The following is a 25,333-nucleotide window of genomic DNA, read 5'->3' as shown; positions in this document are numbered from 1 at the left end:
CTGAAAGCAGGAAACAAAATGAACGAAAAAAGGAGGAGAGGAACATGTCAGTGATAGAAAAAAATTATGATGTGGTAGTGGTAGGAGGAGGGCTTGCTGGAGTCTGCGCCGCATTGGCCAGTGCCAGAGGGGGAGCAGTTACAGCCTTGATTCAGGATCGTCCGGTTCTTGGAGGAAATGCCAGTTCTGAGGTGCGGATGTGTATTTGCGGGGCAGATGCCCATGGAACGCGCCCCAATGCCAGGGAGACCGGAATCGTGGAAGAGTTTTTACTAAAGAACCGAAGATGCAATGTGGAGCAGTCATTCTCTATTTCTGATACGATTTTTTGGGAAATGACACATTTTCAGGAAAATCTGGATCTTTATCTTAACACGCGGGTTACTCAGGTGGAAACAGAAGGAGATATGATTACAGCAGTATCAGCAGTCCAGATTACTAATGAAAAGGAGTACCAAATAAATGGTAAAATTTTTGTGGATAGTACTGGAGATGGATTTGTAGGAGCCAGAGCAGGCGCTGAATATATGAAAGGACGGGAGGCAAAAACCGAATTTAACGAACCGGATGCGCCGGATACCCATGACGATTATGTAATGGGGATTACTCTGATGTTTAAATCTTTTAATACCGGGAGGCCGGTAAAGTTTGAGAAACCTTTTTGGGCCAACACCTATACTGAAGAGGATTTAAAACATCGTGGACACTGTTCCGGTGCCCATATCTGGCAGTCCAAATATGGAATAGACTCCGGATATTGGTGGATCGAGCTAGGGGGAGGAGAGTTAGATGTCATAGAAGATACAGAGGAAATCCGGGATGAACTGTTAAAAATCCTATATGGAGTATGGGATCATCTGAAGAATGGAGGTGACCACGGAGCGGAAAATTATGTGCTGGATTGGGTACAGTTCCTTCCCGCAAAGCGGGAGAGCCGGCGCATTACGGGAGATTATGTCCTTAATGAAAGGGATCTGCTCTCCTCATCCAAATTCCAGGATGCAGTTGCGTATGGAGGCTGGCCCATGGATATGCATGCAATCAGAGGAATGAAGAATTTGGAATCTTTACCGACAGACTATATCCATGTTCCTGATATATTCCAAATTCCCTATCGATGCTATTATTCAAAAAATATCAGGAATCTTATGATGGCAGGTCGATGTATCAGTGTATCTCATATGGCTCACGGTTCTACCCGGATGATGGGAACCTGCGGGGTTGGCGGGCAAGCGGTAGGTACTGCTGCGGCTCTTGCTATCCGTAAGCAATGCCTCCCAAAGGACATTGGGAATTGTATAGAGGAATTACAGCAGCAGCTTTTGCGTGATGATTGTTATATTCCGGATGTCAAAAATAGTGATGCAGAAGACAAGGCACCTGTATGCACCAACATTACGGCTACCTCTTGGATAGAGGGAAAGGAGCCTTGGCATGTGGTTGATGGCGTACACAGAAGCGAAAAGGACAATTCCCATTGTTGGCAGTCCGGCCGATTGGGCGAAGGGCAGTCGATTATTCTGGATTTTGGTAAAGCCGTAGAGCTGTCTGAACTGATTTTACGTTTTGATACTAACTTAGGTAAAGAGATTTCGCTGTTTTTGTTCAAAGCCCATTTAGTGGACCAGATTCCCGGGGTGCCGCCGGAACTGGTAAAAGATTTTACAGTTAAGTTTTTACTAGATCATCAGGTGGTGAGAACAATCCCTGTCTTGGAAAACTATATGCGAATGGTGAAACTTCCACTGGGACAGCAGGTATGCTGTGATCAGATTCAGGTGACCGTGACAGACACTTATGGGGCGGATTTCGGAAAGATTTATGAAATCAGAGCTTACTAAATATTAGGAAAGGACAAAATGGAAAAAGCAGGAGTGGAAAAGGCAGATTGTATATTGGAACGCTTTTGCCTGAAGGGAAAAACTGCAATCGTCACAGGAGGAAATACAGGGCTGGGTGCGGATATGGCTTCGGCTCTTGCACAGGCGGGGGCTAACGTTATTGTAACCTCCAGAAGTCTTAAACGGGCTAAAGACGCTGCCAGAGAATTGTCAGAACATTATGGTATAAATAGTCTTGGATTGGAGTTAGTGCAGCAGGAATGGGACAGTGTAGAGCAGATGGCAGGGGAAGCGGCCGCATTTCAAGGCAGGATTGATATTATGGTAAATAATGCCGGAGGAGGTGCGGGACTTTCAGATGGAGATTTTGCAGTCCGTGATATCCACGCTATGGAGGAGATGATTGCCGTTAACCTTATGGGTGTTTTGTACTGCTGTCGGGCAGTAGCTGGATATATGATCAAGCAGGGAAGGGGAAAAATTGTTAATATTGCATCAGTTGCAGGTATGGTGGGAAGAAACCGGATCATATATAAGGAGAATGGACGTAACCAGCAGCCGGTGGAATATGCGGCGGCAAAAAGCGGTGTTATTGGAATGAGCCGGGATCTTGCGGCATATCTGGCCCCTTATGGAATTCATGTCAATTCGCTGTCACCGGGATTATTTAATAAAGGAGAACTGAGCCAGGGATTTGACCGGGATTCCAGTAAAAAAATCCCCCTGGGACATATGGGACATATGGGGGGAGATATCATGGGGCCGGTTTTGTTCTTGTGCAGCAGTGCATCAGATTACGTGACAGGGCACAACTTGGTGGTAGATGGTGGATTCTCTATATACAGATAAAACAAGCAGGAGAAGGAAAGGCTGATATGGATAATTTGGATTATAAAAAGCTAAAGGTAGCTGTGGCGGGGTGCGGTTCCATTGGCAAACGGCATATTCGTATCTTGCATACCCTGGGAGTTGAGGATATCAGGGTTTTTGATTCCTCAAGGGAAAAGATGGAGGCGGCCCTTGCTGGGACTCCGGGGATAGGGCTGGAAGATTCATATGATGATTTACTGGACAGCCATCCGGAGGTGGTGTTTATCCTCACTCCCACTGGACTCCATATAGATATGGCAGTCCAGGCTTTGACTCGTGGATGCCATGTGTTTTTGGAAAAGCCATTGTCAGTTGATCTTGACGGGGTTGCGCACCTAAAGGAATTACGGGATAGGACAGGGCTGAAAGTTATGGTAGGTTTTTGTTTTCGCTATCACCAGGGCCTTTTAAGGGCAAAAGATCTTTTAAGTCAGGGAGAAATTGGAAGGCTGATATCTGTCAGAGCTATGGTGGGGGAACATCTTCCCACTGTCCGCCGTGATTATCGGAAAACCTATTACGTAAAGTATTCCGGCGCTTTTGAGATGGTACATGATCTAGACTTGGCTATCTGGTATGCGGGGCAACCGGTGAAACGTAGCTATGGTATCTACGGTGCCTACACAGACTTGGGATTTGAGTCTCCAGATAATGTGGAATTACTTTTGGAATTCGAGGACAGGCTTTCTGCCAGCATACATCTGGATTTTTATCAGCGTCCCCGTAGAAGGGTAATGGAACTTGTGGGTACGGAGGGAACCATACTTATCGATTTTTCAAGGTGGGAGGATTATACGATTTATTTAGGGCGTGCAGATGGTAACTGGGAAAAGGAGACAGGAGTCACAACCCGGGATGATATGTTTATAGACGAAGATCTCGAGTTCCTTCGGGCAGTTGCTGAGGATCTTCCTGTGTCATGCACTATAGAAGAAGCGTGTAAATCCCTGGAAGTTGTGTTGTCGGTAACACGGCCATTGTAATTATTGCATATTAAAAACAGAATGATAAGAGGCAGACTGTCCATCAGCCTGCCTCTTAATTCGGTTCATGAAAATCCTAACTATGAAGATCAGGATCTATCTTTTCTTCCTCCAGCGCTTCTCTATAATACGCCAGCATCAGATCCACCATCCGCCCATAACTCCTGACACCATCCTCCTGGCTGTGTGCTTTCAGGTAGCGGTCATTGAGCTGGGTGGAGGCTTCTGCCACCTTGCCGTCATATTGGTCCCAGAACTGGTTGTTCCATTTCAGATCCTGGGCTGCTTTGGGGGAGAGCATGCCATAGAGTTCATAGTATGCTTCCAGGTCCACCTTTGCCAGGGCATTGCCTGCGTAGACCCAGCCGGTGAGGTAGCCGCTGTAGCGGAAATCCGATGACTGGGAGCCGATGCATGCCAGGTAGCCGATGAAGTTGGCCTCGTCCTCCCGCATAAAGCCTTTTAGGTGGGAGAGCTCATGGCAGATGGTGTGGGGAATATTGTAGTAGGGCATTTCCCTGTTATAGTTCGCCTCAATGGTAAAGGGGGAATAGATGCCGCAGAGCTGCTGGATGGACAGCAGCCTGGGGTTCATCAGGGGCTTGGGGTAGGGGTAGTATCCATCCAGCTGGGCATAGGAAGCTCCCAGGTTGTTCATGGCGGTTACGCCTTCCAGACCCATTTCCCTGAGAGCGGACATTGCCGGCAGAGGGGTATCCTCTGTCTGGCCCGGATACAGGCCGGACAGGAAATCCGTAGAGTGGTCCACTTCCTCCAGGGAACTGTTCACCTGACTGGTCAGGAACAGGCACAGGCTGTAAAGCTCCTCTGTAGAGGACTGTTCCATAACCATACCCGCCTCATAGGAAAATGGGCTCCTGTAATAGTTGATCCCGCAGTTTATTGTAAACAGGAACAGCAGGAGACAGGCATAAAAGAAGACACGGGCCAGTGAGCACAGGGGCCTCTTAAACAGGAGGACAATGCTGATGATGCAGAATACTACGGTAAGGTACAGACCTGCCTCAGAGAGGGAAAATGGAAACAGCCCGCTAAAACGCCCCAGTGTGTTCACCAGCACAGGATAGACTGTGACGGAGTAGTTCTGGGCAAATCCGGGGACCATCCTGGAACACATGGTGAGGATGCCTGAGAGAAGAACCAGAACAAGACCCGCTATAAAAAGGCGGAGCGCAGTCCCGGGGCAATTGGCGGCTAAACCGGAGGATCGTAAGTTGGCTTTTAAGGGAAGCTTCATAGGTATACCTGCCTTTATTTAGTATCACACCCGCTGTTATTTTTAGCGATTACTTTAATATATGGATCACACCGGCCTCGTCAAGTTCCACCAGCACGGTAGCCGCAATGGGGAAAAGGAAAATGCCGGGAAGGCCCAGAAGCTTTCCTCCTGCAAAGATGCACAGCAGGGTAGCGGCCGGGGAAAGCCCCATTTGCAGGCCGATCACCTTGGGCTCCAGCGATTGGCGGATGACAGTGATCAGCAGGTAGAGGCAGAGCAGGCCGAAGCCCAGGCTTTTGGGACCGCTGACCCAGGCTGTCAGGGCCCAGGGAAGTAAAATGGTGCCTGTACCCAATACGGGGAGGATATCCACCAGTGTAATGAGGCAGGCGGTTGTAAATGCCATGGGTACACCCAGTATATAGAATCCTGCATAGAGTTCCGCAAAGGTCAGGGACATTAACAGGGCATAGGCCCTTATAAGGCGGCCTGTAACATTACGGGCGCTGGTCCAGGCTTGAATAAGCATGGTGCGTTTGTCTTTTGGCAGCTGGCGCAGGAGAAAAGAGATGACCTGGCGATAACTGCCGGTGAGGAAAAAAGAGGCGATCACTGTTACAAGGAGATCCACCAGCAGGGTGGGGAATCCCACGATCACAGATGCCCCCCAGCCGATCAGGCTGGAGGAAAGGGCGCCCGCCGCATTTTCCATGGCATGTTCCAGACTGCTTCCAAGGGAGGAGATATGGATGCTGTGTCCGGGAAAGCTGTTTTCCAAAAGGGAAAAGAATCGGGACAGACCCGGCTCCACCACCTCGCTGTAAAAGGCGGGCAGTTTTTTTCCCTGTTCCTGGATCATGGTCACGGCCTGGCTTCCTGCCAGCGCTATGATCCCAAGGATACACCCGTAAAATACCAGCAGAACCACCACAGCTGCCTGTTCCTTTCCTCTCCCCATCCGCGCTTCCAGCAGGGAGACGGCAGGATCCAGCATAGCGGCAATGGCCAGTGCCGCTATGAAAGGCATGAGCATGGGAATCAGCCGTTTAAAAAGTATGTAGCAGAGCACGCCAATGATGGAAAAGTAGACGAAGCTGATAATGAATGTCCTGCGCTTTTGAATGTCCATAAATTAGATTCCTGTTTATTTCATTACCTCTATTATAGGCATTCCGCAAGTCACAGTCAAGGAAGAATCCCCAGAAAATGGGGGACAACCTTTGGTATATTTTTTGCTGGAACAGTGTTGTTTTGCACATGTTCCTCCATATACCATTGGCATCCCCCGGAATATGAAAAATAGGGACCGCCTCCGCTGTAATTACCGGAATCAGAAGCCGGCCAGCAAGCGGGTCAGAAATGAGATCCCCATACACAATGCAATGCCGGGAAGGGTGGAGATACATACGGCTGCCGCTGCCCATTTCCATCCCCTGGCCTCTCTGGCAATGGCTTTGCATGTGGTCAGGCAGGGCCAGTGAAACAGGGCAAATACCAGGGTACACATCGCAGTGGTCCAGGTCCATCCGTTGGATGTGAGCAGCTGGTGCAGAGGGAGCCCGCTGGTCATGGACACCAGGCTGTCCCCTTGCATGTATATCATGATCAGAAGGGGCAGGACCAGCTCGCTGGCAGGAAAACCCAGGATAAATGCGGCAAGGATGATGCCGTCCATTCCCAGAAGCCGGGCGGCAGGGTCCAGAACGCCGGTAAAAAAGGAGAGAAGACTGGGCCCGTTTACCCCCTGGGATGCAAAGGCCAGCGCAAACCCGTCAGACCCTGTGTAGATCACATTGGCCAGGAACCAGATAAGGATTCCGGCAGGAACAGAAGCCTTGACGGCGCGGGCCACCATGACCAGGGTCCTGTTCAGCAGGGAGCGCAGAGCGGAGGCCGTGATCCTCGGCTTCCTGTACGGCGGCATTTCCAGGACAAAAGCAGAGGGAAGTCCCTTTAATGCGGTACGGGATAAAAGCCAGGAAATTCCCAGGGCCATGTAGACTGCGGACAGCAGCAGGATGGCAAAAAACAGGGCGCAGGCCAGGGAGCCGGCCACAGAGTCAACCGGGGCTGAAGCAAAAAACAGGGGGATCAGGGCAATAAAAATGGGAAGCCGGCCGCAGCAGGGAACCATGGAACTGGTCAGCACGGCTGCCATGCGCTCCCTGGGAGAGCGGATCGCCCTGCAGCAGGCCACGCCCGCGGCGTTGCATCCCAGTCCCAGAGCCATGGAAAGGCAGTGTCCTCCGCAGGAACTGCATTTTTCCAATACAGGATCCATGACGCAGGCTGCCCTGGGCAGGAAGCCCAGGTCCTCCAGCAGGGTAAAGCAAAAGAAGAAGACGGTAAGCGGGGGAAACATCACGGCCACGGCCCAGGACATGGCCCTGAATCCCCCGTGGATCAGGCTTCCCGTGACCCATGGAGCTGTTCCCAGATAAGTCATGATCATGTCCAGGCGGTTTTCCAGCCGTGCCAGCGCATCCCACAGGATCCGCGATGGAAGGCCGGAGGCAGCCATGGTCAGCCTGAGCACCGCGGCCAGGGCCAGCAGCAGTATGACTTTTCCCAGAACCGGGCTGGTGAGCAGATGATCCGCTATGACCCTGCGTGCTCCGGAAGCAGCGGATATGACGGTAATACATTCGCGGGTCAGATTTTTAGGGGAAAAGTCCAGACAGTCATAGGAAAACATCTGACTGTTGGACGGCTTTGCCGCATAGTGGATGGCTGTCTTTATATCATCCAGGTGCCTTTGTTTTCTGGCGCAGCAGGGAATGACGGGGATTTGAAGCACATCCTCCAGAAGGTTAAAGTCAATGAGGATTCCCTGACGCAGGGCTTCATCACAAAAATTCACACACAGTACAATGGGGGTGTTGGTTTCTTCCTGAGCCGCCCGCTTCACAACCTGCTTGAGAAGATGGAGGCCCATCTCCAGCCGGGTGGCGTCAGCCACCACAGCGATCACATCAGGCCGTACCGGAAACAGGGGAACAGGGGTCTGTTTCCGGTACGGCGCAGGGAAGGCCTCCCTGGGAAGGGAATAGATGCCTGGAAGGTCCATGAGCAGGTAGGTGGTATCACAGTACCGGTAGGTTCCCCGGCCGGGTGTACCGTCATCCCCCCACCAGCCGCCGGTATAGCGGCATTTACCTGTAAGACCGTTAAATATCGTGCTTTTTCCCGCTTTGGGACTGCCTGTAAGAGCAATGACACTGCATCCATTTTCCATTGAATCACTCCATATATATAAAATCCGCCACAGAGGGCGGAGCAGTTCTTATAATTACATATGCCGCAGAAATACCTCTGTGCAAGGCCCGATACCGGGTTGCGCAAATAACCGTGAAAACTCCCCCGGTCCGGGGGCATTTATATCACATATGACAGGATGAATCCACTGCTTGACGGCAGAATCGATATCAACTATACTTATACGCAGTACTGGAGCGAGTTTGAACATCACTCTAATTCAAAAACAATCAGGAGATGAACGGTTATGGGATATCAGGACGATTATGTTATGAGAACGATCAGTGATCTGGTAAGGGCCATTGCAAGGCTGGTGCTGGGCAAGAACGATATTGATTATGAACTGCCGGAGGACGAGGAAAAGTATACCCCTCTGGACAGGACATACCGTCAGTTAAAGGATCTGGCGGATGCGGGTGACATTAACGAGGCTGAGAATTTTCTTTCCGACCAGCTGGACCCTCCGGACCTGGATTGTCTGGAGATGGCCCTTACTTTTTATATGTATCTGAACCAGTTTAATGATGACATCCTTTACCAGGCCAACTATTCCAGGGAAGAGATTGTGGATGGCATTAACAGCGTATGCGCGGAGTACGGTATTTCCGGCTTTGAGCATTTCGTAGATACGACCATGGTTTAGAAAGAGAGTGTTCATGGAGATAAAGAAGGAGTGCGTCCAGTTTCTGGGGGAGTACTATAAGGAACTGTTTTTTGGAAATGTGAACAAGCGCTACCGGGCCATGACCGGGGCGGAATTAAAGAAGCGCCTGCGCCGCCTGACAGAGGAGAACTTAAAGCCCATTGAAAAGGCCAATGAGCTCAGTGATATCCATGCCATGCTGTCCAAAGTCTGTGCCTGTCTCATGCGCAAGGAGGGGAACCTGCCTCCGGGACCGGCGGTGGAGGAATGGGAAAAGAACTGCGCCTCCATGGGGGAGTTCTGCGAGGCGCTGGCAAGAAAGGATCTGGAATATCTGTCCGGCCTGTCACTGGAGGAACTGGAGCATGTGCTGAAGATGCAGGGCATCCGCCGCTATCTTCTGACCAATTCACTGGAACGGGCCTATCAGCTGTTCTATATACCCAAAACCATAAAAAAGGGAATACGGGAATCCGTGAACCAGAAGCCGGAGGAGGAATACCCCGGAGCCAGGGAGATGAAGCGAAGGTTTATCCTCCATGTGGGGCCTACCAACAGCGGTAAGACCCACGATGCCCTGGAGCGCCTGAAGGAGTGCGGCCATGGAGCGTATTTCGGTCCCTTAAGGCTTCTGGCTCTGGAGGTTTACGACAAGCTGAACGCAGAAGGACTGCCCTGTTCCATGATAACAGGGGAGGAGACCCTGGAGGTGCCCGGTTCGATCTGCCAGTCCTGTACCGTGGAAATGCTCAATGACCATGAATATTTTGACATTGTGGTGGTGGACGAGTGCCAGATGATCGCAGATCCATATAGGGGACATAACTGGACCAGGGCCGTGCTGGGACTTCGGGCTGATGAGATACATCTGTGCATGGCGCCGGAGGCGGAGGATATTGTGGTCCAGATGATCAAGCGGTGCGGTGATCAGTACCGGGTGGTGCGCCATAAGAGGAATACAAGGCTGACCATGGAGTCCAAACCATATAATCTGAAGAGGGACCTGAAAAAAGGAGATGCATTGATTGTATTTTCCAAGAAATCAGTGCTGGCCCTGGCAGCCCATCTGGAAAACGAAGGGATCCACTGCAGCGTTATATACGGAAGCCTTCCTCCTGCCACCAGAAGGGAACAGGTCCGCCGTTTCCTTGCAAAAGAGACAGAGGTTGTGGTCAGCACGGATGCCATTGGAATGGGGCTCAACCTTCCCATCCGCAGGATCGTGTTTGTGGAAACCAGGAAATTCGATGGCGTGAACAAGCGCACCCTGACTCCGGAGGAGATCAAGCAGATCGCGGGCAGGGCGGGCAGGTTCGGCCTGTATGATGAGGGATTTGTCTCGGCCATTGATGAGCCGGAGGTGATCCGGGACGGACTGTCCCGGCTGCCTATTCCCATTATGAAAGCGTATGTGGGATTCCCGGAACAGCTTTTAAACCTGCCTGCTGAGATTGATACCCTGGTAAAGATCTGGGCATCCATGGACACCCCGTCTATCTATGAGAAGATGGAGGTGGATGAGCTGCTGGCATTGTATATGACGTTTGAACATGTGCACCAGAATGATATAGAGGATTTCACCAGACAGGAGATCTATAAACTGATCACCTGTTCCATTGATATAGATAATAAGATGGTCATGGATCTTTGGAAGGATTACTGCAGGGATTACAGGGAAATGGAAGAACTGGAATTCCCTTACAGTCCCGGGGATGACCTGTATGACCTGGAGAGCTATTATAAGATGCTGGATCTGTATTTCCAGTTTTCCAGAAAAGCGGGACTGCCTGTGCAGACCGAGAATCTGGCCGAGGAGCGGCGCCGGACAGAAGAAGAGATCAGCCGTATCCTGAAAACAGAATGTGCCAGCTATTCCCGCAAGTGTTCTGCCTGCGGAAAAGAGCTGTCATGGGATTACCCCTTCTCCGTATGTGAGAGATGTTTTGAGAGGGGTAAGATAAACCGCGCCCACAACCGCGGGGGGCGCCGGCACTCGCCGGGCACAGTGGGGCGTGTATGATAAAAGTGAGAGAGGCAAAGGAGGAAGAAAATGGAAAGTAAACGTATCATTCAGGTGGAGGACAAGGTGCCCATTAAACTGCTGGTCCCTCTGAGCATTCAGCACATGTTTGCCATGTTCGGAGCGTCCATCCTGGTGCCGTTCCTGTTTGGCATCAGCCCGGCAGTGGTGCTGTTTATGAACGGCATGGGAACTCTGCTGTTTATCTTTGTGACAAAGGGAAAGGCGCCTGCATATCTGGGATCCAGTTTTGCATTCCTGGCACCTGCGGGTGTGGTTATCAGCAGCTTCGGGGAGTCAGGATATGCTTATGCCCTGGGCGGTTTCGTGGTAGTGGGGTTTTGCGGATGTATCCTTGCGTTTATAGTGTATAAGTTCGGCACGGAGTGGATCGATGTAGTTCTGCCCCCGGCTGCCATGGGACCGGTTGTGGCCCTGATCGGACTTGAACTTTCCGGCAATGCGGCCCAGAATGCAGGCCTTTTGGACGAAGTCATGGATCCTAAAAAGATCATTGTGTTTATGATCACTTTGGGCACCGCGGTATTTGGTTCCATTTTGTTTAGGAAATTCTTTTCCGTTATTCCTATCCTGATCGCGGTCATAGCAGGGTATGTGGCGGCATTTGCATGCGGACTTCTGGATTTTACGGCGGTGGCAGCAGCTCCTGTATTTGCCCTTCCTAATTTTTCCAGACCCAAATTCAACCTGGATGCCATTATGACCATCCTTCCGGTGCTTTTGGTCATTACCTCAGAACACATTGGCCATCAGGTGGTGACCAGCAAGATCGTGGGCCGTGACCTGTTAAAGGATCCCGGGCTTCACCGTTCCCTGTTCGGAGACAACTTCTCCACCATGATCTCAGGCCTCATCGGTTCCGTTCCCACCACCACTTACGGTGAGAACATCGGTGTTATGGCCATTACCAGGGTATACAGCGTGCGCGTGATCGCCGGCGCGGCAGTGCTCTCCATTGTATGCTCCTTTATAGGAAAACTGTCCACCCTGATCAGTACCATTCCGGGACCTGTGATCGGAGGCATTTCCTTCCTTCTGTACGGTATGATCGGTACCTCGGGCCTGCGGATCCTGGTGGATTCCAGGGTGGATTACGGCAACTCCAGGAACCTGGCCCTGACCTCGGTCATCTTTGTCACCGGCCTTTCAGGAATTGCTGTAAAGATCGGCAATATCCAGCTCACCGGCATGGTACTGGCCTGTGTGGTGGGGATGATCTTAAGCCTGGTATTCTACCTTCTGGATTATTTCCACCTGACCAATGACCAGGAATGAAAAGTCATTGACATTTAGGGGAATTTCTGCAATAATAACTGATAAAGTAGAGTTTTAAACCGATGAAGCGGAGATCAAACCGTAAAGGGCATTCACAGAGAGCAGGGGATGGTGGGATCCCTGTAATAGGCCGGACGGCAAATGGACCGCTGAGGGAAAGGTGAAAGTCAGACCAGGAGCAGCCCCTGCGGCTGTCATGAACTGGGATCTGTATCAGTATCCGGACCGCAGGCCTGCGTTAAAGGCAGAATATGTGTTGGCATATTTGTTGAAGCGGTAAACAGATAAGGTGGTATTGCAGGTATTGTATATTCAGACCTGTCCTTTCTTGAAGGGCAGGTCTTTTTGTACATAAATATATCATCTGACCATACGGAAGGAGAGAGGTAATGTCCAAATCATTTTTAATGGGAAATGAAGCAATCGGCCTGGGAGCCATCAGAGCCGGCGTGCGGGTGGTTTCCGGATATCCCGGGACACCGTCCACAGAGGTCCTTGAGACAGTGGCAAAGCATAACCCGGGCGATATTTATGTGGAGTGGTCTGTAAATGAAAAAGCGGGAATGGAGGTGGCTGCCGCGGCTGCCTATACAGGGGCCAGAACCATGGTGACCATGAAGCAGGTAGGGTTAAACGTGGCCTCAGACCCCCTTATGAGTCTGGCCTATGTGGGAGTAAAGGGCGGCATGGTGGTGATGGTGGCGGATGATCCAGGTCCCATTTCCTCCCAGACAGAGCAGGATACACGCTGCTTCGGCCAGTTTTCCAAACTTCCGGTCTTTGATCCCAGTTCCCCGGAGGAGGCGTATGAGATGATCGGGGATGCCTTTGAGTATTCGGAAAAATACCACACGCCCGTGCTGTTCCGCCCCACCACAAGGATCTGCCATGGCTGTGCCAGTGTGGAGTTAAAAGAACGTGTCTGTCTTCCGGAACCCGAGGGTTTTGTGAAAGATTCCAATAAATGGGTGATCTTTCCACGCCTGTCCAACGCCAACCACAGGATGATAGAGGAGCGCAATCCTGTGATCGGCGAGGATTTCAGCTCTTATCGGTTCAATCTGCTGCACAGGGAGAATGAGGAATCGGGAAAGGGGATTATCACCCACGGCATCAACTATGAGTCTGTGATGGAAGCCCTGAACGGCTATCAGGGAGTCCGTGTCCTCAAGATCTCCACCCCCAACCCCATGCCGGAGAAGCTGATGCTGGAGTTTATGGACGGCCTTAAGGAGGTCATGGCAGTGGAGGAACTGGATCCTGTGCTGGAGCAGGAACTTCTGCTTCTGTGCGGAAAGCACCATCTGGATGTGAATGTCAGGGGGAAGCTGACAAGGGATGTCCAAAGCGCGGGTGAGAACAGTGTGGAATCTGTTAGAAATGTGCTGGAGGCATATTTGGGCCGTCCTTACATAGAATACCTGGAAAAAATCGGGGCGGCCCATCCGGTTTCCCCGCTCCCGGTTCCGCCTCTCCCCATCCGTCCTCCCGTGTTGTGTGCCGGATGTCCTCACAGGGCTTCCTTTTATGCAGTGAAGCGGGCCATGGAAAAGCTGAACCGGAATCTGGCTCAGGGCCAAAAGCCGGTGGAGGGGATCTACTGCGGCGATATCGGCTGCTATACCCTGGGGAATGCGAAGCCCTTGGATATGGTGGATACCTGTCTCTGTATGGGGGCTGGCATAACCATGGCCCAGGGTATGCAGAGAGTGGAGCCTGACAAGCGGTATTTTTCCTTTGTGGGAGATTCCACCTTTTTTGCCTCCGGCCTTACAGGCATTGTCAATGCGGTGTACAATGAAGCAAACCTGACCCTGTGCATTCTGGACAATTCCACCACGGCCATGACCGGGCACCAGCCCCATCCGGGCACCGGGCATACCATGATGGGACAGGTGGTGGATAAGATCGATATAACAAAGGTGCTGGAAGGCATCGGTGTCAGGAACATTGTGACAGTGGATGCACTGGATCTGGACCAGTGTGTGGACGCCGTACTGGAGATTTCAGCTAAAAAGGGAGTGGGTGCCGTGATATTTAAGGCGCCCTGCATTGCCATTGTAAAAACCTCCAAAAAGTGCAGGATCGTGGAGGATAAGTGTGTGAACTGCCGGACCTGTATCAATGAGATCGGCTGCCCGGCCCTGGTCCTGGACGGGGATATGGTGAGGATCGATGCCGGACTCTGCAATGGATGCGGACTCTGCGGCCAGATCTGTACAGTGGAAGCCATAGAGCCTGTAGATGAAGGCTGCTAAGTGCTCATAACTAGGAGGATGGATATGACAAAGAATGTATTGTTATGCGGAGTGGGCGGTCAGGGAACAGTCCTTGCATCCCGCCTGATAGCCCTGGCAGCCATGGAAAAGGGAATGGAAGCCAGAGGCGCGGAGACCATTGGAATGGCTCAGAGAGGCGGAAGCGTGGTAAGCCATGTGCGCATTGGGGGAGAGATCTATTCACCCATGATTCCCCACAAAGGGGCGGATGTCATGATCGGATTTGAGCCTGCGGAGGCAGTACGCTGCCTTCCCTATCTGAAAAAGGGCGGATGCGTGGTGGTATCACCCGTTCCTATCCGGCCGGTGACCGCGTCCCTGACAGGAGGCGCCTACACAGGTGAGGAGATGATGGAATATCTGAAACAGACAGTGGATCATCTGGTAGTGGTGGATGGAACCTCCATCTGCAGCCGGTGCGGCTCAACCAAGGTTTTAAATGTGGCCCTTCTGGGCGCTGCCATTGCCAGCGGCCTTATAGGCATTTCCCTGGAGGAGATGGAGCAGGCCATCTTAAAGCGGGTGCCTGAGAAATTCAGAGACATGAACGTGACGGCATTAAAAATGGGCGCTGCCTCAGAGCATGTTTAGACTGTGCCTGAAAACAGCTTTCTGACACCCGGGGGGTGGGCTGACCATTCCCGCCGGGCACACCCCAGCATATAACAGATGGAGGAAAAATCAATGAAGATGAAAGAATCACAGTTCCTTCTTATCAAGGAACAGCTTAAGAAACTGACCAGCAAAGAATGCTTTTACAAACAGAAACTGGAAGGCATCAATGTGGACCAGATCCAGTCGCAGGAGGATTTTGAGAAACTTCCGTTTACATGGAAGGGAGATCTGAGGGAGGCCTATCCTCTTGGGCTTATGGCTGCTCCTGAGGAAGAGATCGTGCGGATCCATTCCTCTTCAGGCACCACCGGAACACCGGTCATCATTCCCTATACCCAGCGGGATGTGGATGACTGGGCCCGGATGTTTGCCCGCTGTTACGAGATGGCGGGGATCACCAACATGGACAGGATCCAGATCACGCCGGGATATGGACTGTGGACTGCCGGAATCGGGTTTCAGCTGGGAGCCGAGCGCCTGGGAGCCATGACCGTGCCCATGGGACCGGGAAACACGGACAAACAGCTGCGCATGATGATGGATATGAAATCCACGGTCCTGTGCGCAACCTCATCTTACGCCCTGCTTCTTGCCGAGGAGATCGCCAAGAGAGGAATCGGGGAGAGGATCTGCCTGAAAAAGGGTGTGATCGGTTCCGAGCGCTGGGGCGAGAAAATGAGAAAAAGGATCGCCTCCGAGCTGGGAGTGGATCTCTACGATATCTACGGCCTGACCGAGGTCTATGGGCCTGGTATTGCCATCAACTGTCAGAAGCAGGGGGCCATGCATTATTGGGATGACTTTATATACATTGAAATTGTGGACCCCAAAACAGGCGAAGTCCTTCCTGACGGAGAGGTGGGAGAGATCGTGATCACCACCCTGAAAAAAGAGGGAGCGCCCCTGATCCGCTACCGCACCCATGACCTTTCCAGGATCGTGCCGGGAGATTGCCCCTGCGGTTCGCCGTATCCCAGGATCGATACCCTGATCGGACGCACGGATGATATGGTCAAGGTAAAGGGTGTGAACATTTTCCCCAGCCAGATCGAGGAACTGCTCAGCTCCATTGGCGGGGCATCCAGCGAGTACCAGGTCATGGTGGACCATCTCCTGGGCAAGGATGTGCTGACCCTGTTTGTGGAGACCAATCCCTCCATTAACCGGTATGCCCTTGAGATTGAGATACAGAACCAGTTTAAGAACAGGATCGGTCTGACACCGGTGGTAAAGCTGGTGGAACTGGGTGAACTTCCCAGAAGCGAGAAAAAATCCACCAGGGTGTTTGACAACAGGTATTAAAAGATCACATAAGAGCAGCCATCAGCCAGAGGAAGTGCCGGCAGGGCGGGACCGTCTATGAGGAAGGTTCCAGGGCCCGGACCAGCACTTCCTTTGCGTTTTCAGTGCGCAGAGCGATGAGGGTGCCGCGGATCAGATAGGCATTCATGGAATCCCTGCGGTTGCCCAGGATGCAGGTGACACGTTCCTTAAATGTAAAGCCAAGGGCGTCTAACTGTGAGGACATAAAGGAATCGCTGATGATCCAGACCACTTCGGCGGTATCTCCTGGATTTAATTCATTTAACGGATAGACCATAAATTTCACCGTTTCAGGTTCGTTATTATATTATATGCAGAGCGCTTATCCCGGGGGATGAAACGGGGGAGGGGGACGTGAGGAACACATTTGGTACAGGCCCATATAATAGAGTACAACCAAAATGAAAGGAGATATATAATATGAGTTGTAATAGTTGTGGTGGATACAGTGAGAACTTTGAGGAAGCTGTTTTCAGTGAAAATGAAAGATTTGCCAACAATGGCATCAATTACAGCAACAGCGGCTGCAATGCTGCGTCAGCATCAAACAGAGGGGGCAATAACTCCAGGCGCGGCTGCGACCTGTACTGGCAGGGATTTATGGCTGGTTTTTATTCCAACAACGGCTGCAATCAGTCGGCTGTGACCAGGACAGCTGCCCAGGCAGCTGAGCGCACAGCCGCTGCCGCCAGCAGATGTTCCTGCTGCTGCCAGTGCAATAATTGGAATTGCCGGTAATTCTGTCATAATCCTGTCTGTGTAAATAATTCTGATCCTTGGGGCTTTGGATATACCAGGGCTCTGGGGATAGGGGGATCTTAGACATGACAGAACCTTGGAGGTACTGGAATCTCAGACATGACAGAATTTTGGGGATACGGGGGCTTCGGAATGACCGGAGCCCCTCCTTTCAGTCCAAAAACACAGGAACCGGCTGATCCACGGCCATGGTGTCAGGCGTTATGATACAGTCATAGGCCAGCACATGGACCCCGCCGGAGGACGCCTCCCTCAGGGCTTCTCCAAAGGCGGGATGGGTTATATTGTTGGGCTTGAACCCTTTGATCCCCTTCATCTGGATCACAAACAATACATAAGCGTCATACCCCTCCCTCACGGCCTGGGCAAGTCCGTGGAGATGTTTGATGCCCCGCAGTGTGGGGGCGTCAGGGAACATGGCCATACCATGGTCTTCCAGGGTCACTCCTTTTACCTCCATAAAGGCGGGAACCTGGCTTTTTCCGTCCATATGATCCAGGGTAAATGCCAGGTCAAAGCGGGAATCCCCGTGGGTCACCTCCCTGCGTATATTGTCAGGTGTCCGGACAGTATCACCCGGGTTCGCGCCCGGCTGGGGGAATGCCCGGCCCTTCATGGCTTCCAGCCATTCCCAGGCCGCCCTGTTGGGAGCCTGGGAGTCCATGTTGATCAGCACATTCCCTTTATATACCCCGATCAGGTCATATTCTGTTTTGCGCCCTGTAACACCTGCTTCCGGGTGATACTCCAGGATGACCGTAACGCCGGGAATCAGAAGCTCCCTGCACCGCCCGGTATTTTTAACATGGCATATAACCGTCCGGCCGTTTACATCCACATGTGCGATAAAACGGTTGGGGCGGCTTAGAAAGGTTCCGGTTACTGTATGTTTATAAGTCATTGATCGTTCCTCCTGCTGTAAAACATGACCAGTATAGCAGATTATTTTGCCACGGTAAAGCGCTGCCCATGATTTCAGTTGCACCCAACCAGGAAATGTGTTAATATTTCAATAACGTAAGCCAGGATTCCCCTGCCTCCACAGGCAGAGCGCGGATCCAAACAATAAATCTGAACATAAATGTAAAAAGTGAGGACAAGAGTATGGGATTAACCTATCAGAGTACAAGGGGCGGTGAGACGGGCGTGTCGGCATCCATGGCCATTCTGCAGGGCCTGGCAAAGGACGGCGGCCTGTTCATGCCCACTGAGATACCAAAGCTGGATGTTCCAATGGAACGCCTTTCAGCCATGACCTACCAGGAAACCGCCTATGAGGTCATGAAGCTGTTCCTTACGGATTATACCCAGGAGGAATTAAAAAGCTGTATTGCCAGGGCGTATGACAGCAAGTTTGACACAGAGGAGATCGCCCCCCTGGCAAAGGCCGAGGGAGCATATTTCCTGGAACTGTACCATGGGTGCACCATTGCTTTTAAGGACATGGCTCTTTCCATTCTGCCCCATCTCATGACAACAGCGGCAAAGAAGAACCAGGTGGATAAGGAGATCGTGATCCTGACAGCCACCTCCGGCGATACGGGAAAGGCCGCCATGGCAGGGTTTGCGGATGTTCCTGGAACGCGTATCATTGTATTTTATCCCAAGGACGGGGTCAGCAAGGTGCAGGAACTCCAGATGCGTACCCAGAAGGGTGAGAATACAAGTGTTGTGGCAATCCATGGAAACTTTGACGATGCCCAGACCGGCGTTAAGAAGCTGTTTGGGGATAAGGAGCTGGAGGCGCAGCTGGCCGCAAAGGGATTTCAGTTCTCCTCAGCCAACTCCATCAATATCGGCAGGCTGGTTCCCCAGATCGTCTATTATGTATATGCATATGCCAAACTGCTGGCCAATGAGGAGATCAAGCAGGGCGAGGAGATCAATGTAGTGGTCCCCACAGGCAATTTCGGCAATATCCTGGCCGCCTATTTCGCTAAGCGCATGGGTCTTCCCATCAAGAACCTGATCTGCGCGTCCAATGACAATAAAGTGCTGTATGACTTCTTTACCACAGGAACCTATGACAGGAAGAGGGAGTTCATTCTCACCAATTCACCTTCCATGGATATCCTTATATCCAGCAATCTGGAGCGCCTTATCTATCTGAGCACCGGCTGTGACGGGGCTGCCAATGAGGCCCTTATGCAGGAGCTTTCTGCAAAGGGAAGCTACACCGTGACCCGGGATATGCGTGAGTTCATGTCTGATTTTAAGGGCGGTTACGCAACACAGGAGGAGAATGCGGCCGCCATCAAAAAGATGTTTGACCGCACAGGATACCTGATCGATACCCATACGGGCGTTGCCGCAGCTGTGTACGGCCAGTACAGGGCGGAGAGCGGTGACCATACAAAGACAGTGATCGCTTCCACGGCCAGCCCATATAAATTCTCCAACAGCGTGATGGAAGCCATTGCCGGACCTGACAGCGTGAGAGGCAGGGATGAGTTTGAGGTGGTGGATGCCCTCAGCAGCCTGTCCAAAGTCGCAGTTCCAAAGGCGGTGGAGGAGATCCGCAATGCTCCCATCCGCCACAATACAGAGTGTGATGTGGATAAAATGAAAGCAACGGTAAAAGATATACTTGAGTGTGTTTGACCATTCATTCACGCCGTATGCATGACCTGTAGTCAAAAACCTCTTCCTTTTTGTTCGCAACTGCGATATAATAAGCAAGATGGTTAATAAAATAACAAAGTTTATAAGGAGGGTATCATATGTTAGTTTCAGCAAAAGAGATGCTTGACAAGGCTAGGGAAGGCAAGTACGCAGTTGGACAGTTTAACATCAATAACCTTGAATGGACCAAGTCAGTGCTTCTGACAGCAGAAGAGCTGAAGTCCCCTGTGATCCTGGGAGTATCCGAGGGCGCAGGAAAGTATATGACAGGATTTAAGACAGTGGCAGCCATGGTTGAGGCCATGATGGAAGAACTGAACATCACGGTCCCTGTAGCGCTGCATTTGGATCACGGCTCATATGAGGGCTGCTATAAATGTATTAAAGCAGGATTCTCATCCATTATGTTTGACGGTTCCCATTATCCAATCGAGGAGAACATCGAGAAGACAAAGGAATTGGTAAAGATCGCCCATGCAATGGGTCTGTCCCTGGAGGCAGAGGTTGGCTCCATCGGCGGTGAGGAAGACGGCGTTGTAGGTCTGGGCGAGTGCGCGGATCCCAATGAGTGCAAAGCCATTGCTGACCTGGGAATCGACTTTTTAGCGGCCGGTATCGGCAACATCCATGGAAAATATCCTGCCAACTGGCCTGGACTGCGCTTCGATGTTCTGGAGAGCGTTAAGGAAAAGGTTGGGGATATGCCTCTGGTGCTCCACGGCGGAACAGGCATTCCTGAGGACATGATCAAGAAGGCCATCAGCCTTGGGGTAGCTAAGATCAATGTTAACACAGAGTGCCAGCTGACCTTTGCGGCAGCAACCAGGGAATACATTGAAGCAGGCAAGGATCAGCAGGGCAAAGGCTTTGACCCAAGAAAGCTTCTGGCTCCCGGCGCAGATGCCATCAAGGCAACTGTGAAAGAGAAGATGGAATTATTCGGTTCCGTGGGCAAGGCTTAATGGCACGGATCACGCCAGATATTAAGACAGCTTAATAAAGCTTATTAGAATAAAAGACATGATTTCCGAAAAAATCACTTGCAATTTTAAGTGAAATGGTTTATTTTAATAAAGAACAAAGGTGTTCTCTCTCAAAGGGGGAACACCTTTTTGTTATATATCCGCCAAAGCCTAATAGAATTAAGTGATAAGGGTATATGACAATATCTGGATGATGGAAATGGATGAGGAAGATTAAAAAGAGAGGATGGATGAATCTATGAGCGAAGTATTGAATGTATCTGAGATGTTTGGTAAGAACGTATTCAATGATGCGGTGATGAAGGACCGTCTGCCCAAGAACGTGTACAAAAAACTGAAGAAGACCATCGAAGACGGCGCAGAGCTGGATCCCAGCATAGCTGACGTGGTGGCACACGCCATGAAGGATTGGGCGATTGAGAGGGGGGCAACCCATTACACCCATTGGTTCCAGCCTCTCACCGGCGTGACGGCTGAGAAGCATGATTCCTTTATCTCCGCCCCAAATGACGGAAAGGTGATCATGGAGTTCTCCGGCAAAGAGCTGATCAAGGGCGAGCCGGATGCTTCCTCCTTCCCCTCCGGCGGTCTGAGGGCTACCTTTGAGGCCAGAGGATATACGGTATGGGACTGTAGCTCACCTGCATTCTTAAGGGAGGATGCCATTGGCGTGACCCTCTGTATCCCCACCTCCTTCTGTTCCTACAAGGGTGAATCCCTGGATAAAAAGACCCCGCTGCTGCGTTCCATGCAGGCAGTGAATGAACAGGCACTGAGGATCCTCAGGCTGTTTGGCAATACAACTGCAAAGAGGGTTGCGCCCTCCGTGGGAGCCGAGCAGGAATACTTCCTGGTTGACCGTGAAAAGTACTTACAGCGCAAGGATCTGATCTACACAGGGCGCACCCTGTTCGGGGCAATGCCTCCCAAGGGACAGGAACTGGAGGATCATTACTTTGGGGCCATCCGGGAGAGGATCGGTTCCTATATGAACGATGTGAATAAAGAGCTGTGGAAGCTGGGGGTTCCTGCCAAGACACAGCACAACGAGGTGGCTCCGGCGCAGCATGAGCTGGCCCCCATATACGAGGGAGTGAACCAGGCAGTGGATCACAACCAGATCGTGATGGAAACACTGAAAAAGGTTGCAGGGCGCCATGGTATGGCATGCCTTCTCCACGAGAAGCCGTTTGCGGGCGTGAACGGTTCCGGCAAGCACAATAACTGGTCCCTCACCGCGGATGACGGCACCAACCTTTTAAATCCCGGGGATACGCCCCATGAGAATATCCAGTTTCTGCTGGTTCTGGCCTGCATCATCAAGGCTGTGGATGTCCATGCAGACCTTTTGAGGGAATCGGCAGCTGATGTGGGAAATGACCACAGGCTGGGAGCCAACGAGGCGCCGCCTGCCATTATCTCCATTTTCCTGGGAGAACAGCTGGAGGATGTGATCGATCAGCTGTGCAGCACAGGAGAGGCCACCCATTCCAAGAAGGGCGGCACCCTGAAGACAGGCGTTGATATCCTTCCCGACCTTGATAAGGATGCAACGGACAGGAACAGGACCTCACCTTTTGCATTTACAGGCAATAAGTTTGAGTTCCGTATGGTGGGCTCCTCGGATTCCATTGCTTCCCCCAACGCAGTGCTGAATACCATTGTGGCCGAGGCATTTAAGGAAGCGGCTGATAAGCTGGAAAAGGCTGGTGACTTTGACATGGCCGTACATGATTTGATCAAGGAAACACTGTCCGCTCACAGAAGGATCATTTTTAATGGGAATGGCTATGCTGATGAGTGGGTCGTGGAGGCGGAACAGAGAGGGCTTCCCAACATCCGGTCCATGGTTGATGCCATCCCCGCCCTGACTACGGATAAGGCGGTAAAGCTGTTTGAGGAGTTCTGCGTATTCACAAGGGCGGAGCTGGAATCCAGGGCTGAGGTTGAATATGAGAATTATTCCAAGGCCATTAATATTGAAGCAAGAACCATGTATGATATGGCCAGTAAGTCCATCATACCGGCTGTGATCAAGTATACCACCGGTCTGGCAGCATCTATCACAGCTGTTAAGAGCGCCTGCCCGGATGCGGATGTCAGCACGCAGACAGAGCTTTTGTTAGAGACATCAGACCTTTTAAGCGAGACCAAGACTGCCCTTTCCAGACTGGCAGAGATGACGGAAAAAGCAGCCGCAGCGGAAGGGGGCAAGACGCAGGCCCTTGTCTATCATCAGGATGTGGTTCCGGCCATGGCGGCCTTGAGGGCGCCTGTGGATCAGCTGGAGATGATCGTGGATAAAGAGCTGTGGCCCATGCCAAGCTACGGCGATCTGATTTTTGAAGTATAGTTATATTAAAAAAGTACAGATCGTAAGATCACAGCGTGCTGCAGGATGGCCGGAATCCGGTTTTCCTGCAGCATTTTTGTGCGTATATTTTCAAAAAGCAATTTTCAAACACACTCTAATCCGTCTTGCATTTTCCCAAGTATATGGTATAATGTTCATATATTTTTCAATAATTAATATTTTGAACATAAATAGAGCGGAAGCGAGGAATCAGAATATGGACAGACATGGACTTGTGTGCAGGGCGGTGCTGGAACAGCCGGATATTACACAGAGGGAACTGGCGGCAAAGCTGAATGTATCCCTGGGAACAGCAAACGGGCTTGTAAAGGAGTGCATGGGCAGGGGATATATTGCTGAGAGGACAGAGGGAGAGGACGGCTTTAGGTACGGCTCCAAGTGGGAACTTAAGGAGGAGGGAAGACGCCTTCTGGAGCAATATAAGGTGGACGGCGCGCTGATCATAGCAGCAGGTTTTGGTTCCCGGTTCGTGCCGCTTACATTTGAGATGCCGAAAGGGCTTCTGGAAGTGTTTGGGGAACGCATGATCGAGCGGCAGATCCGCCAGCTTCATGAGGTTGGTATCAGAGACATTACCATTGCAGTGGGATATCTGAAGGAAAAGTTTGAATATCTCATTGACAAATATGACGTGGAGCTTTTGTACAATCCGGAATATTCCGGCAAGAACACCCTTGCCACTATTTACCGGGCCAGAAGGGTGCTGAAGGGGCGCAACATGTACGTGCTCTCATCTGATAACTGGATGAGGGAGAACATGTACCACGCCTACGAATGCGGCGCATGGTACAGTGCGGCGTTCCAAAAAGGGGAGACCAAGGAGTGGTGCCTTTCATTTAATAAAAAGGGAAGGATCACGGATGTAAAGGTAGGGGGACGGGACCAGTGGGTGATGTACGGGCCCACGTATTTTTCCAGGGAGTTTACAAGCCGGTTCATGCCGGTGCTGGAAGCCTATTATAAAACACCTGGAACGGAACAGTTTTACTGGGAGCAGGTCTATGTGGATATGCTCACCGGGGAGGCCAAAAGACGCCTGGAGCAGGAGGATCAGGAGATCCTGAAACAGGCGGTCAGGGAATCCGCCCTGCCGGCCGGCCATTGGAATGAGATAGAAATGGATGCGAACCGGCAGCCGGAGGACCAGGTCTATGAGTTTGAAAACCTGGAAGAGCTGAGGCTCTTTGATCCCAGGTATCAGAATCATTCCGACAATGCGGCCATGAAGCTGGTGGCAGAGGTATTTCAGGTGCCTGAGTCCCAGATCAGGGATATACGCTGCCTGAAATCGGGAATGACCAACAAATCCTTCCTGTTTAAAGTGGGGGAACGCCACTGTATCTGCCGGATACCGGGACCGGGCACGGAGCTTCTCATTAACAGAAGGCAGGAAAAACAGGTCTATGACGCGGTGGCGCCTCTGGGAGTTACGGAACATGTGATCTACATGAACGAGCGCACAGGATATAAGATCGCGGAGTACTATGAGGGGGCAAGAAATGCAGCGGCGGACAGCTGGTCCGATATGGAGCAGTGCATGGGAATCGTGCGGTGTCTCCACCAGTCCGGTATTGAGGTGGGACATGAATTTGATATCCGGGAGCGGATCGACTTTTACGAAAAGCTGTGCCGCAGCCACGGTGCGATCCTGTTTGAGGACTACGAGGAAGTGCGGGGCTGGATGGACTGGATCATGGACAGCCTGGAGGCCATGAAACGCACAAAATGCCTGTGCCACATTGACGCAAATGTGGATAACTTCCTGTTTTTAAAGGATGGCAGTGTAAAACTTCTGGATTGGGAGTACGCGGGCATGTGTGATCCCATTATGGATATTTCCATGAGCGCTATTTATTCCTATTATAATGGAGAGGACATGGAGCATCTGCTCAGGCTGTACCTTCAGAGGGAACCTGAACCTGAGGAGCTGTTTGCCGTTTACGGGTATGCTGCACTGGGAGGTTTTTTGTGGAGTCTGTGGGCTGTTTATAAGAGTGCGCTGGGAGATGAATTTGGCGAGTACACCATCATCATGTACCGGTACGCTAAAAAATATTATAGGAAATTACGGAAATTGTAATAAAAATGTTACCATTTGAATATGGGATTGTGCTATAATCGAAGATATGTAAGAAGCTGGGGAATTCTGTGCCCCGGTTTGATATAAGAGTACCCTCGGAAACTCCCTTGTACCCGTCTTTGGGGCTGAGTTCCTGAGGACGCTCATAAC

Annotated in this window: 19 protein-coding genes; 14 read left to right on the top strand and 5 right to left on the bottom strand. The window is 51.3% G+C overall.

Annotated features, from left to right (window positions below):
* Positions 1 to 44 precede the first annotated feature (44 nt).
* Genes CLFS41_RS23075 through CLFS41_RS23065 form a run of 3 tightly spaced genes read left to right on the top strand, consistent with a single transcriptional unit; the run spans position 45 to position 3,694 of the window.
* On the top strand, positions 45 to 1,841 hold the full coding sequence (locus tag CLFS41_RS23075) for an FAD-dependent oxidoreductase (protein WP_045093574.1): 1,797 nt from the start codon (positions 45 to 47) through the stop codon (positions 1,839 to 1,841).
* Positions 1,842 to 1,859: 18 nt separating this feature from the next.
* Positions 1,860 to 2,690, top strand: coding sequence for an SDR family oxidoreductase (locus CLFS41_RS23070; RefSeq protein ID WP_045093573.1), 831 nt, complete (start codon positions 1,860 to 1,862; stop codon positions 2,688 to 2,690).
* Between the two features lie 26 nt (positions 2,691 to 2,716).
* Entirely contained in the window at positions 2,717 to 3,694 is a 978-nt protein-coding gene (locus tag CLFS41_RS23065) for a Gfo/Idh/MocA family oxidoreductase (RefSeq protein ID WP_045093572.1), read from the top strand.
* A gap of 76 nt (positions 3,695 to 3,770) precedes the next feature.
* Here the strand turns inward: CLFS41_RS23065 and CLFS41_RS23060 are convergent, their stop codons facing one another.
* From CLFS41_RS23060 to CLFS41_RS23050, 3 genes are all read right to left on the bottom strand, one after another.
* The gene (locus CLFS41_RS23060) at positions 3,771 to 4,952 is read right to left on the bottom strand and encodes a DUF3810 domain-containing protein (RefSeq protein ID WP_045093571.1); all 1,182 of its coding nucleotides are present in this window, start codon (positions 4,950 to 4,952) and stop codon (positions 3,771 to 3,773) included.
* Between the two features lie 49 nt (positions 4,953 to 5,001).
* Complete coding sequence (gene ytvI / locus CLFS41_RS23055; protein ID WP_007865987.1) at positions 5,002 to 6,063, bottom strand: sporulation integral membrane protein YtvI; 1,062 nt, start codon at positions 6,061 to 6,063, stop codon at positions 5,002 to 5,004.
* 201 nt (positions 6,064 to 6,264) lie between these two features.
* Entirely contained in the window at positions 6,265 to 8,169 is a 1,905-nt protein-coding gene (locus CLFS41_RS23050) for a FeoB small GTPase domain-containing protein (protein ID WP_007865989.1), read from the bottom strand.
* A gap of 267 nt (positions 8,170 to 8,436) precedes the next feature.
* On the opposite strand from CLFS41_RS23050, the gene CLFS41_RS23045 reads away from it, so the two are divergent.
* From CLFS41_RS23045 to CLFS41_RS23020, 6 genes are all read left to right on the top strand, one after another.
* A complete protein-coding gene (locus tag CLFS41_RS23045) occupies positions 8,437 to 8,832 on the top strand; it encodes a DUF6483 family protein (RefSeq protein WP_007865991.1) in 396 nt (131 codons plus the stop codon).
* A 13-nt stretch (positions 8,833 to 8,845) separates the two neighbouring features.
* Positions 8,846 to 10,852 (top strand): helicase-related protein, encoded by a 2,007-nt coding sequence (locus CLFS41_RS23040; RefSeq protein ID WP_045093570.1) that lies wholly within the window; start codon positions 8,846 to 8,848, stop codon positions 10,850 to 10,852.
* Between the two features lie 30 nt (positions 10,853 to 10,882).
* The gene (gene uraA, locus CLFS41_RS23035) at positions 10,883 to 12,148 is read left to right on the top strand and encodes a uracil permease (protein ID WP_007865995.1); all 1,266 of its coding nucleotides are present in this window, start codon (positions 10,883 to 10,885) and stop codon (positions 12,146 to 12,148) included.
* A 389-nt stretch (positions 12,149 to 12,537) separates the two neighbouring features.
* Positions 12,538 to 14,406, top strand: a complete 1,869-nt coding sequence (iorA, locus tag CLFS41_RS23030) for an indolepyruvate ferredoxin oxidoreductase subunit alpha (RefSeq protein WP_045093569.1) — start codon at positions 12,538 to 12,540, stop codon at positions 14,404 to 14,406.
* Positions 14,407 to 14,430: 24 nt separating this feature from the next.
* Positions 14,431 to 15,018: an indolepyruvate oxidoreductase subunit beta gene (locus CLFS41_RS23025; protein ID WP_007866001.1), complete on the top strand. Its 588-nt coding sequence runs from the start codon at positions 14,431 to 14,433 to the stop codon at positions 15,016 to 15,018.
* Positions 15,019 to 15,111: 93 nt separating this feature from the next.
* Positions 15,112 to 16,344, top strand: coding sequence for a phenylacetate--CoA ligase (locus CLFS41_RS23020; protein WP_007866003.1), 1,233 nt, complete (start codon positions 15,112 to 15,114; stop codon positions 16,342 to 16,344).
* A gap of 55 nt (positions 16,345 to 16,399) precedes the next feature.
* Here CLFS41_RS23020 and CLFS41_RS23015 read toward each other — a convergent pair whose 3' ends face one another.
* A complete protein-coding gene (locus tag CLFS41_RS23015; RefSeq protein WP_040416901.1) occupies positions 16,400 to 16,642 on the bottom strand; it encodes a FeoA family protein in 243 nt (80 codons plus the stop codon).
* Positions 16,643 to 16,785: 143 nt separating this feature from the next.
* On the opposite strand from CLFS41_RS23015, the gene CLFS41_RS23010 reads away from it, so the two are divergent.
* Positions 16,786 to 17,103 carry a hypothetical protein gene (locus CLFS41_RS23010; protein ID WP_007866008.1) on the top strand — a complete coding sequence of 106 codons (318 nt, stop codon included), beginning with the start codon at positions 16,786 to 16,788 and terminating at the stop codon, positions 17,101 to 17,103.
* Positions 17,104 to 17,275: 172 nt separating this feature from the next.
* Here the strand turns inward: CLFS41_RS23010 and sfsA are convergent, their stop codons facing one another.
* A complete protein-coding gene (gene sfsA, locus CLFS41_RS23005) occupies positions 17,276 to 18,025 on the bottom strand; it encodes a DNA/RNA nuclease SfsA (RefSeq protein ID WP_045093568.1) in 750 nt (249 codons plus the stop codon).
* 203 nt (positions 18,026 to 18,228) lie between these two features.
* Here sfsA and thrC point away from each other — a divergent pair, with 203 nt between their 5' ends.
* The 4 genes from thrC to CLFS41_RS22985 all read left to right on the top strand — a co-directional run bounded on the left by thrC (position 18,229) and on the right by CLFS41_RS22985 (position 25,183).
* A complete protein-coding gene (gene thrC / locus CLFS41_RS23000) occupies positions 18,229 to 19,725 on the top strand; it encodes a threonine synthase (RefSeq protein ID WP_007866012.1) in 1,497 nt (498 codons plus the stop codon).
* Between the two features lie 119 nt (positions 19,726 to 19,844).
* On the top strand, positions 19,845 to 20,708 hold the full coding sequence (fba, locus tag CLFS41_RS22995; protein WP_007866016.1) for a class II fructose-1,6-bisphosphate aldolase: 864 nt from the start codon (positions 19,845 to 19,847) through the stop codon (positions 20,706 to 20,708).
* 259 nt (positions 20,709 to 20,967) lie between these two features.
* Positions 20,968 to 23,082, top strand: coding sequence for a glutamine synthetase III (locus tag CLFS41_RS22990; RefSeq protein WP_007866023.1), 2,115 nt, complete (start codon positions 20,968 to 20,970; stop codon positions 23,080 to 23,082).
* Between the two features lie 217 nt (positions 23,083 to 23,299).
* Positions 23,300 to 25,183, top strand: coding sequence for a sugar phosphate nucleotidyltransferase (locus CLFS41_RS22985; RefSeq protein WP_045093567.1), 1,884 nt, complete (start codon positions 23,300 to 23,302; stop codon positions 25,181 to 25,183).
* Positions 25,184 to 25,333 lie beyond the last annotated feature (150 nt).

Origin of the sequence: Clostridium sp. FS41 (genome assembly GCF_000954015.1) — a bacterium.
GTDB lineage: Bacteria > Bacillota > Clostridia > Lachnospirales > Lachnospiraceae > Enterocloster > Enterocloster citroniae.
Note: the sequence above shows the minus strand (reverse complement) of the source record. Positions and strands in the feature narration are given on the sequence as shown.

Excerpts from the sequence above, each read along its gene's own strand:
- fba (WP_007866016.1), top strand. The coding sequence starts at position 19,845 with ATGTTAGTTTCAGCAAAAGAGATGCTTGACAAGGCTAGGGAAGGCAAG.
- ytvI (WP_007865987.1), bottom strand. The coding sequence starts at position 6,063 with ATGGACATTCAAAAGCGCAGGACATTCATTATCAGCTTCGTCTACTTT.
- CLFS41_RS23075 (WP_045093574.1), top strand. The coding sequence starts at position 45 with ATGTCAGTGATAGAAAAAAATTATGATGTGGTAGTGGTAGGAGGAGGG.
- CLFS41_RS23015 (WP_040416901.1), bottom strand. The coding sequence starts at position 16,642 with ATGGTCTATCCGTTAAATGAATTAAATCCAGGAGATACCGCCGAAGTG.
- CLFS41_RS23020 (WP_007866003.1), top strand. The coding sequence starts at position 15,112 with ATGAAGATGAAAGAATCACAGTTCCTTCTTATCAAGGAACAGCTTAAG.
- uraA (WP_007865995.1), top strand. The coding sequence starts at position 10,883 with ATGGAAAGTAAACGTATCATTCAGGTGGAGGACAAGGTGCCCATTAAA.
- CLFS41_RS23045 (WP_007865991.1), top strand. The coding sequence starts at position 8,437 with ATGGGATATCAGGACGATTATGTTATGAGAACGATCAGTGATCTGGTA.
- CLFS41_RS23025 (WP_007866001.1), top strand. The coding sequence starts at position 14,431 with ATGACAAAGAATGTATTGTTATGCGGAGTGGGCGGTCAGGGAACAGTC.
- thrC (WP_007866012.1), top strand. The coding sequence starts at position 18,229 with ATGGGATTAACCTATCAGAGTACAAGGGGCGGTGAGACGGGCGTGTCG.
- CLFS41_RS23070 (WP_045093573.1), top strand. The coding sequence starts at position 1,860 with ATGGAAAAAGCAGGAGTGGAAAAGGCAGATTGTATATTGGAACGCTTT.
- CLFS41_RS23060 (WP_045093571.1), bottom strand. The coding sequence starts at position 4,952 with ATGAAGCTTCCCTTAAAAGCCAACTTACGATCCTCCGGTTTAGCCGCC.
- CLFS41_RS23065 (WP_045093572.1), top strand. The coding sequence starts at position 2,717 with ATGGATAATTTGGATTATAAAAAGCTAAAGGTAGCTGTGGCGGGGTGC.
- CLFS41_RS22985 (WP_045093567.1), top strand. The coding sequence starts at position 23,300 with ATGGACAGACATGGACTTGTGTGCAGGGCGGTGCTGGAACAGCCGGAT.
- CLFS41_RS23050 (WP_007865989.1), bottom strand. The coding sequence starts at position 8,169 with ATGGAAAATGGATGCAGTGTCATTGCTCTTACAGGCAGTCCCAAAGCG.
- CLFS41_RS23010 (WP_007866008.1), top strand. The coding sequence starts at position 16,786 with ATGAGTTGTAATAGTTGTGGTGGATACAGTGAGAACTTTGAGGAAGCT.
- CLFS41_RS22990 (WP_007866023.1), top strand. The coding sequence starts at position 20,968 with ATGAGCGAAGTATTGAATGTATCTGAGATGTTTGGTAAGAACGTATTC.
- CLFS41_RS23040 (WP_045093570.1), top strand. The coding sequence starts at position 8,846 with ATGGAGATAAAGAAGGAGTGCGTCCAGTTTCTGGGGGAGTACTATAAG.
- sfsA (WP_045093568.1), bottom strand. The coding sequence starts at position 18,025 with ATGACTTATAAACATACAGTAACCGGAACCTTTCTAAGCCGCCCCAAC.
- iorA (WP_045093569.1), top strand. The coding sequence starts at position 12,538 with ATGTCCAAATCATTTTTAATGGGAAATGAAGCAATCGGCCTGGGAGCC.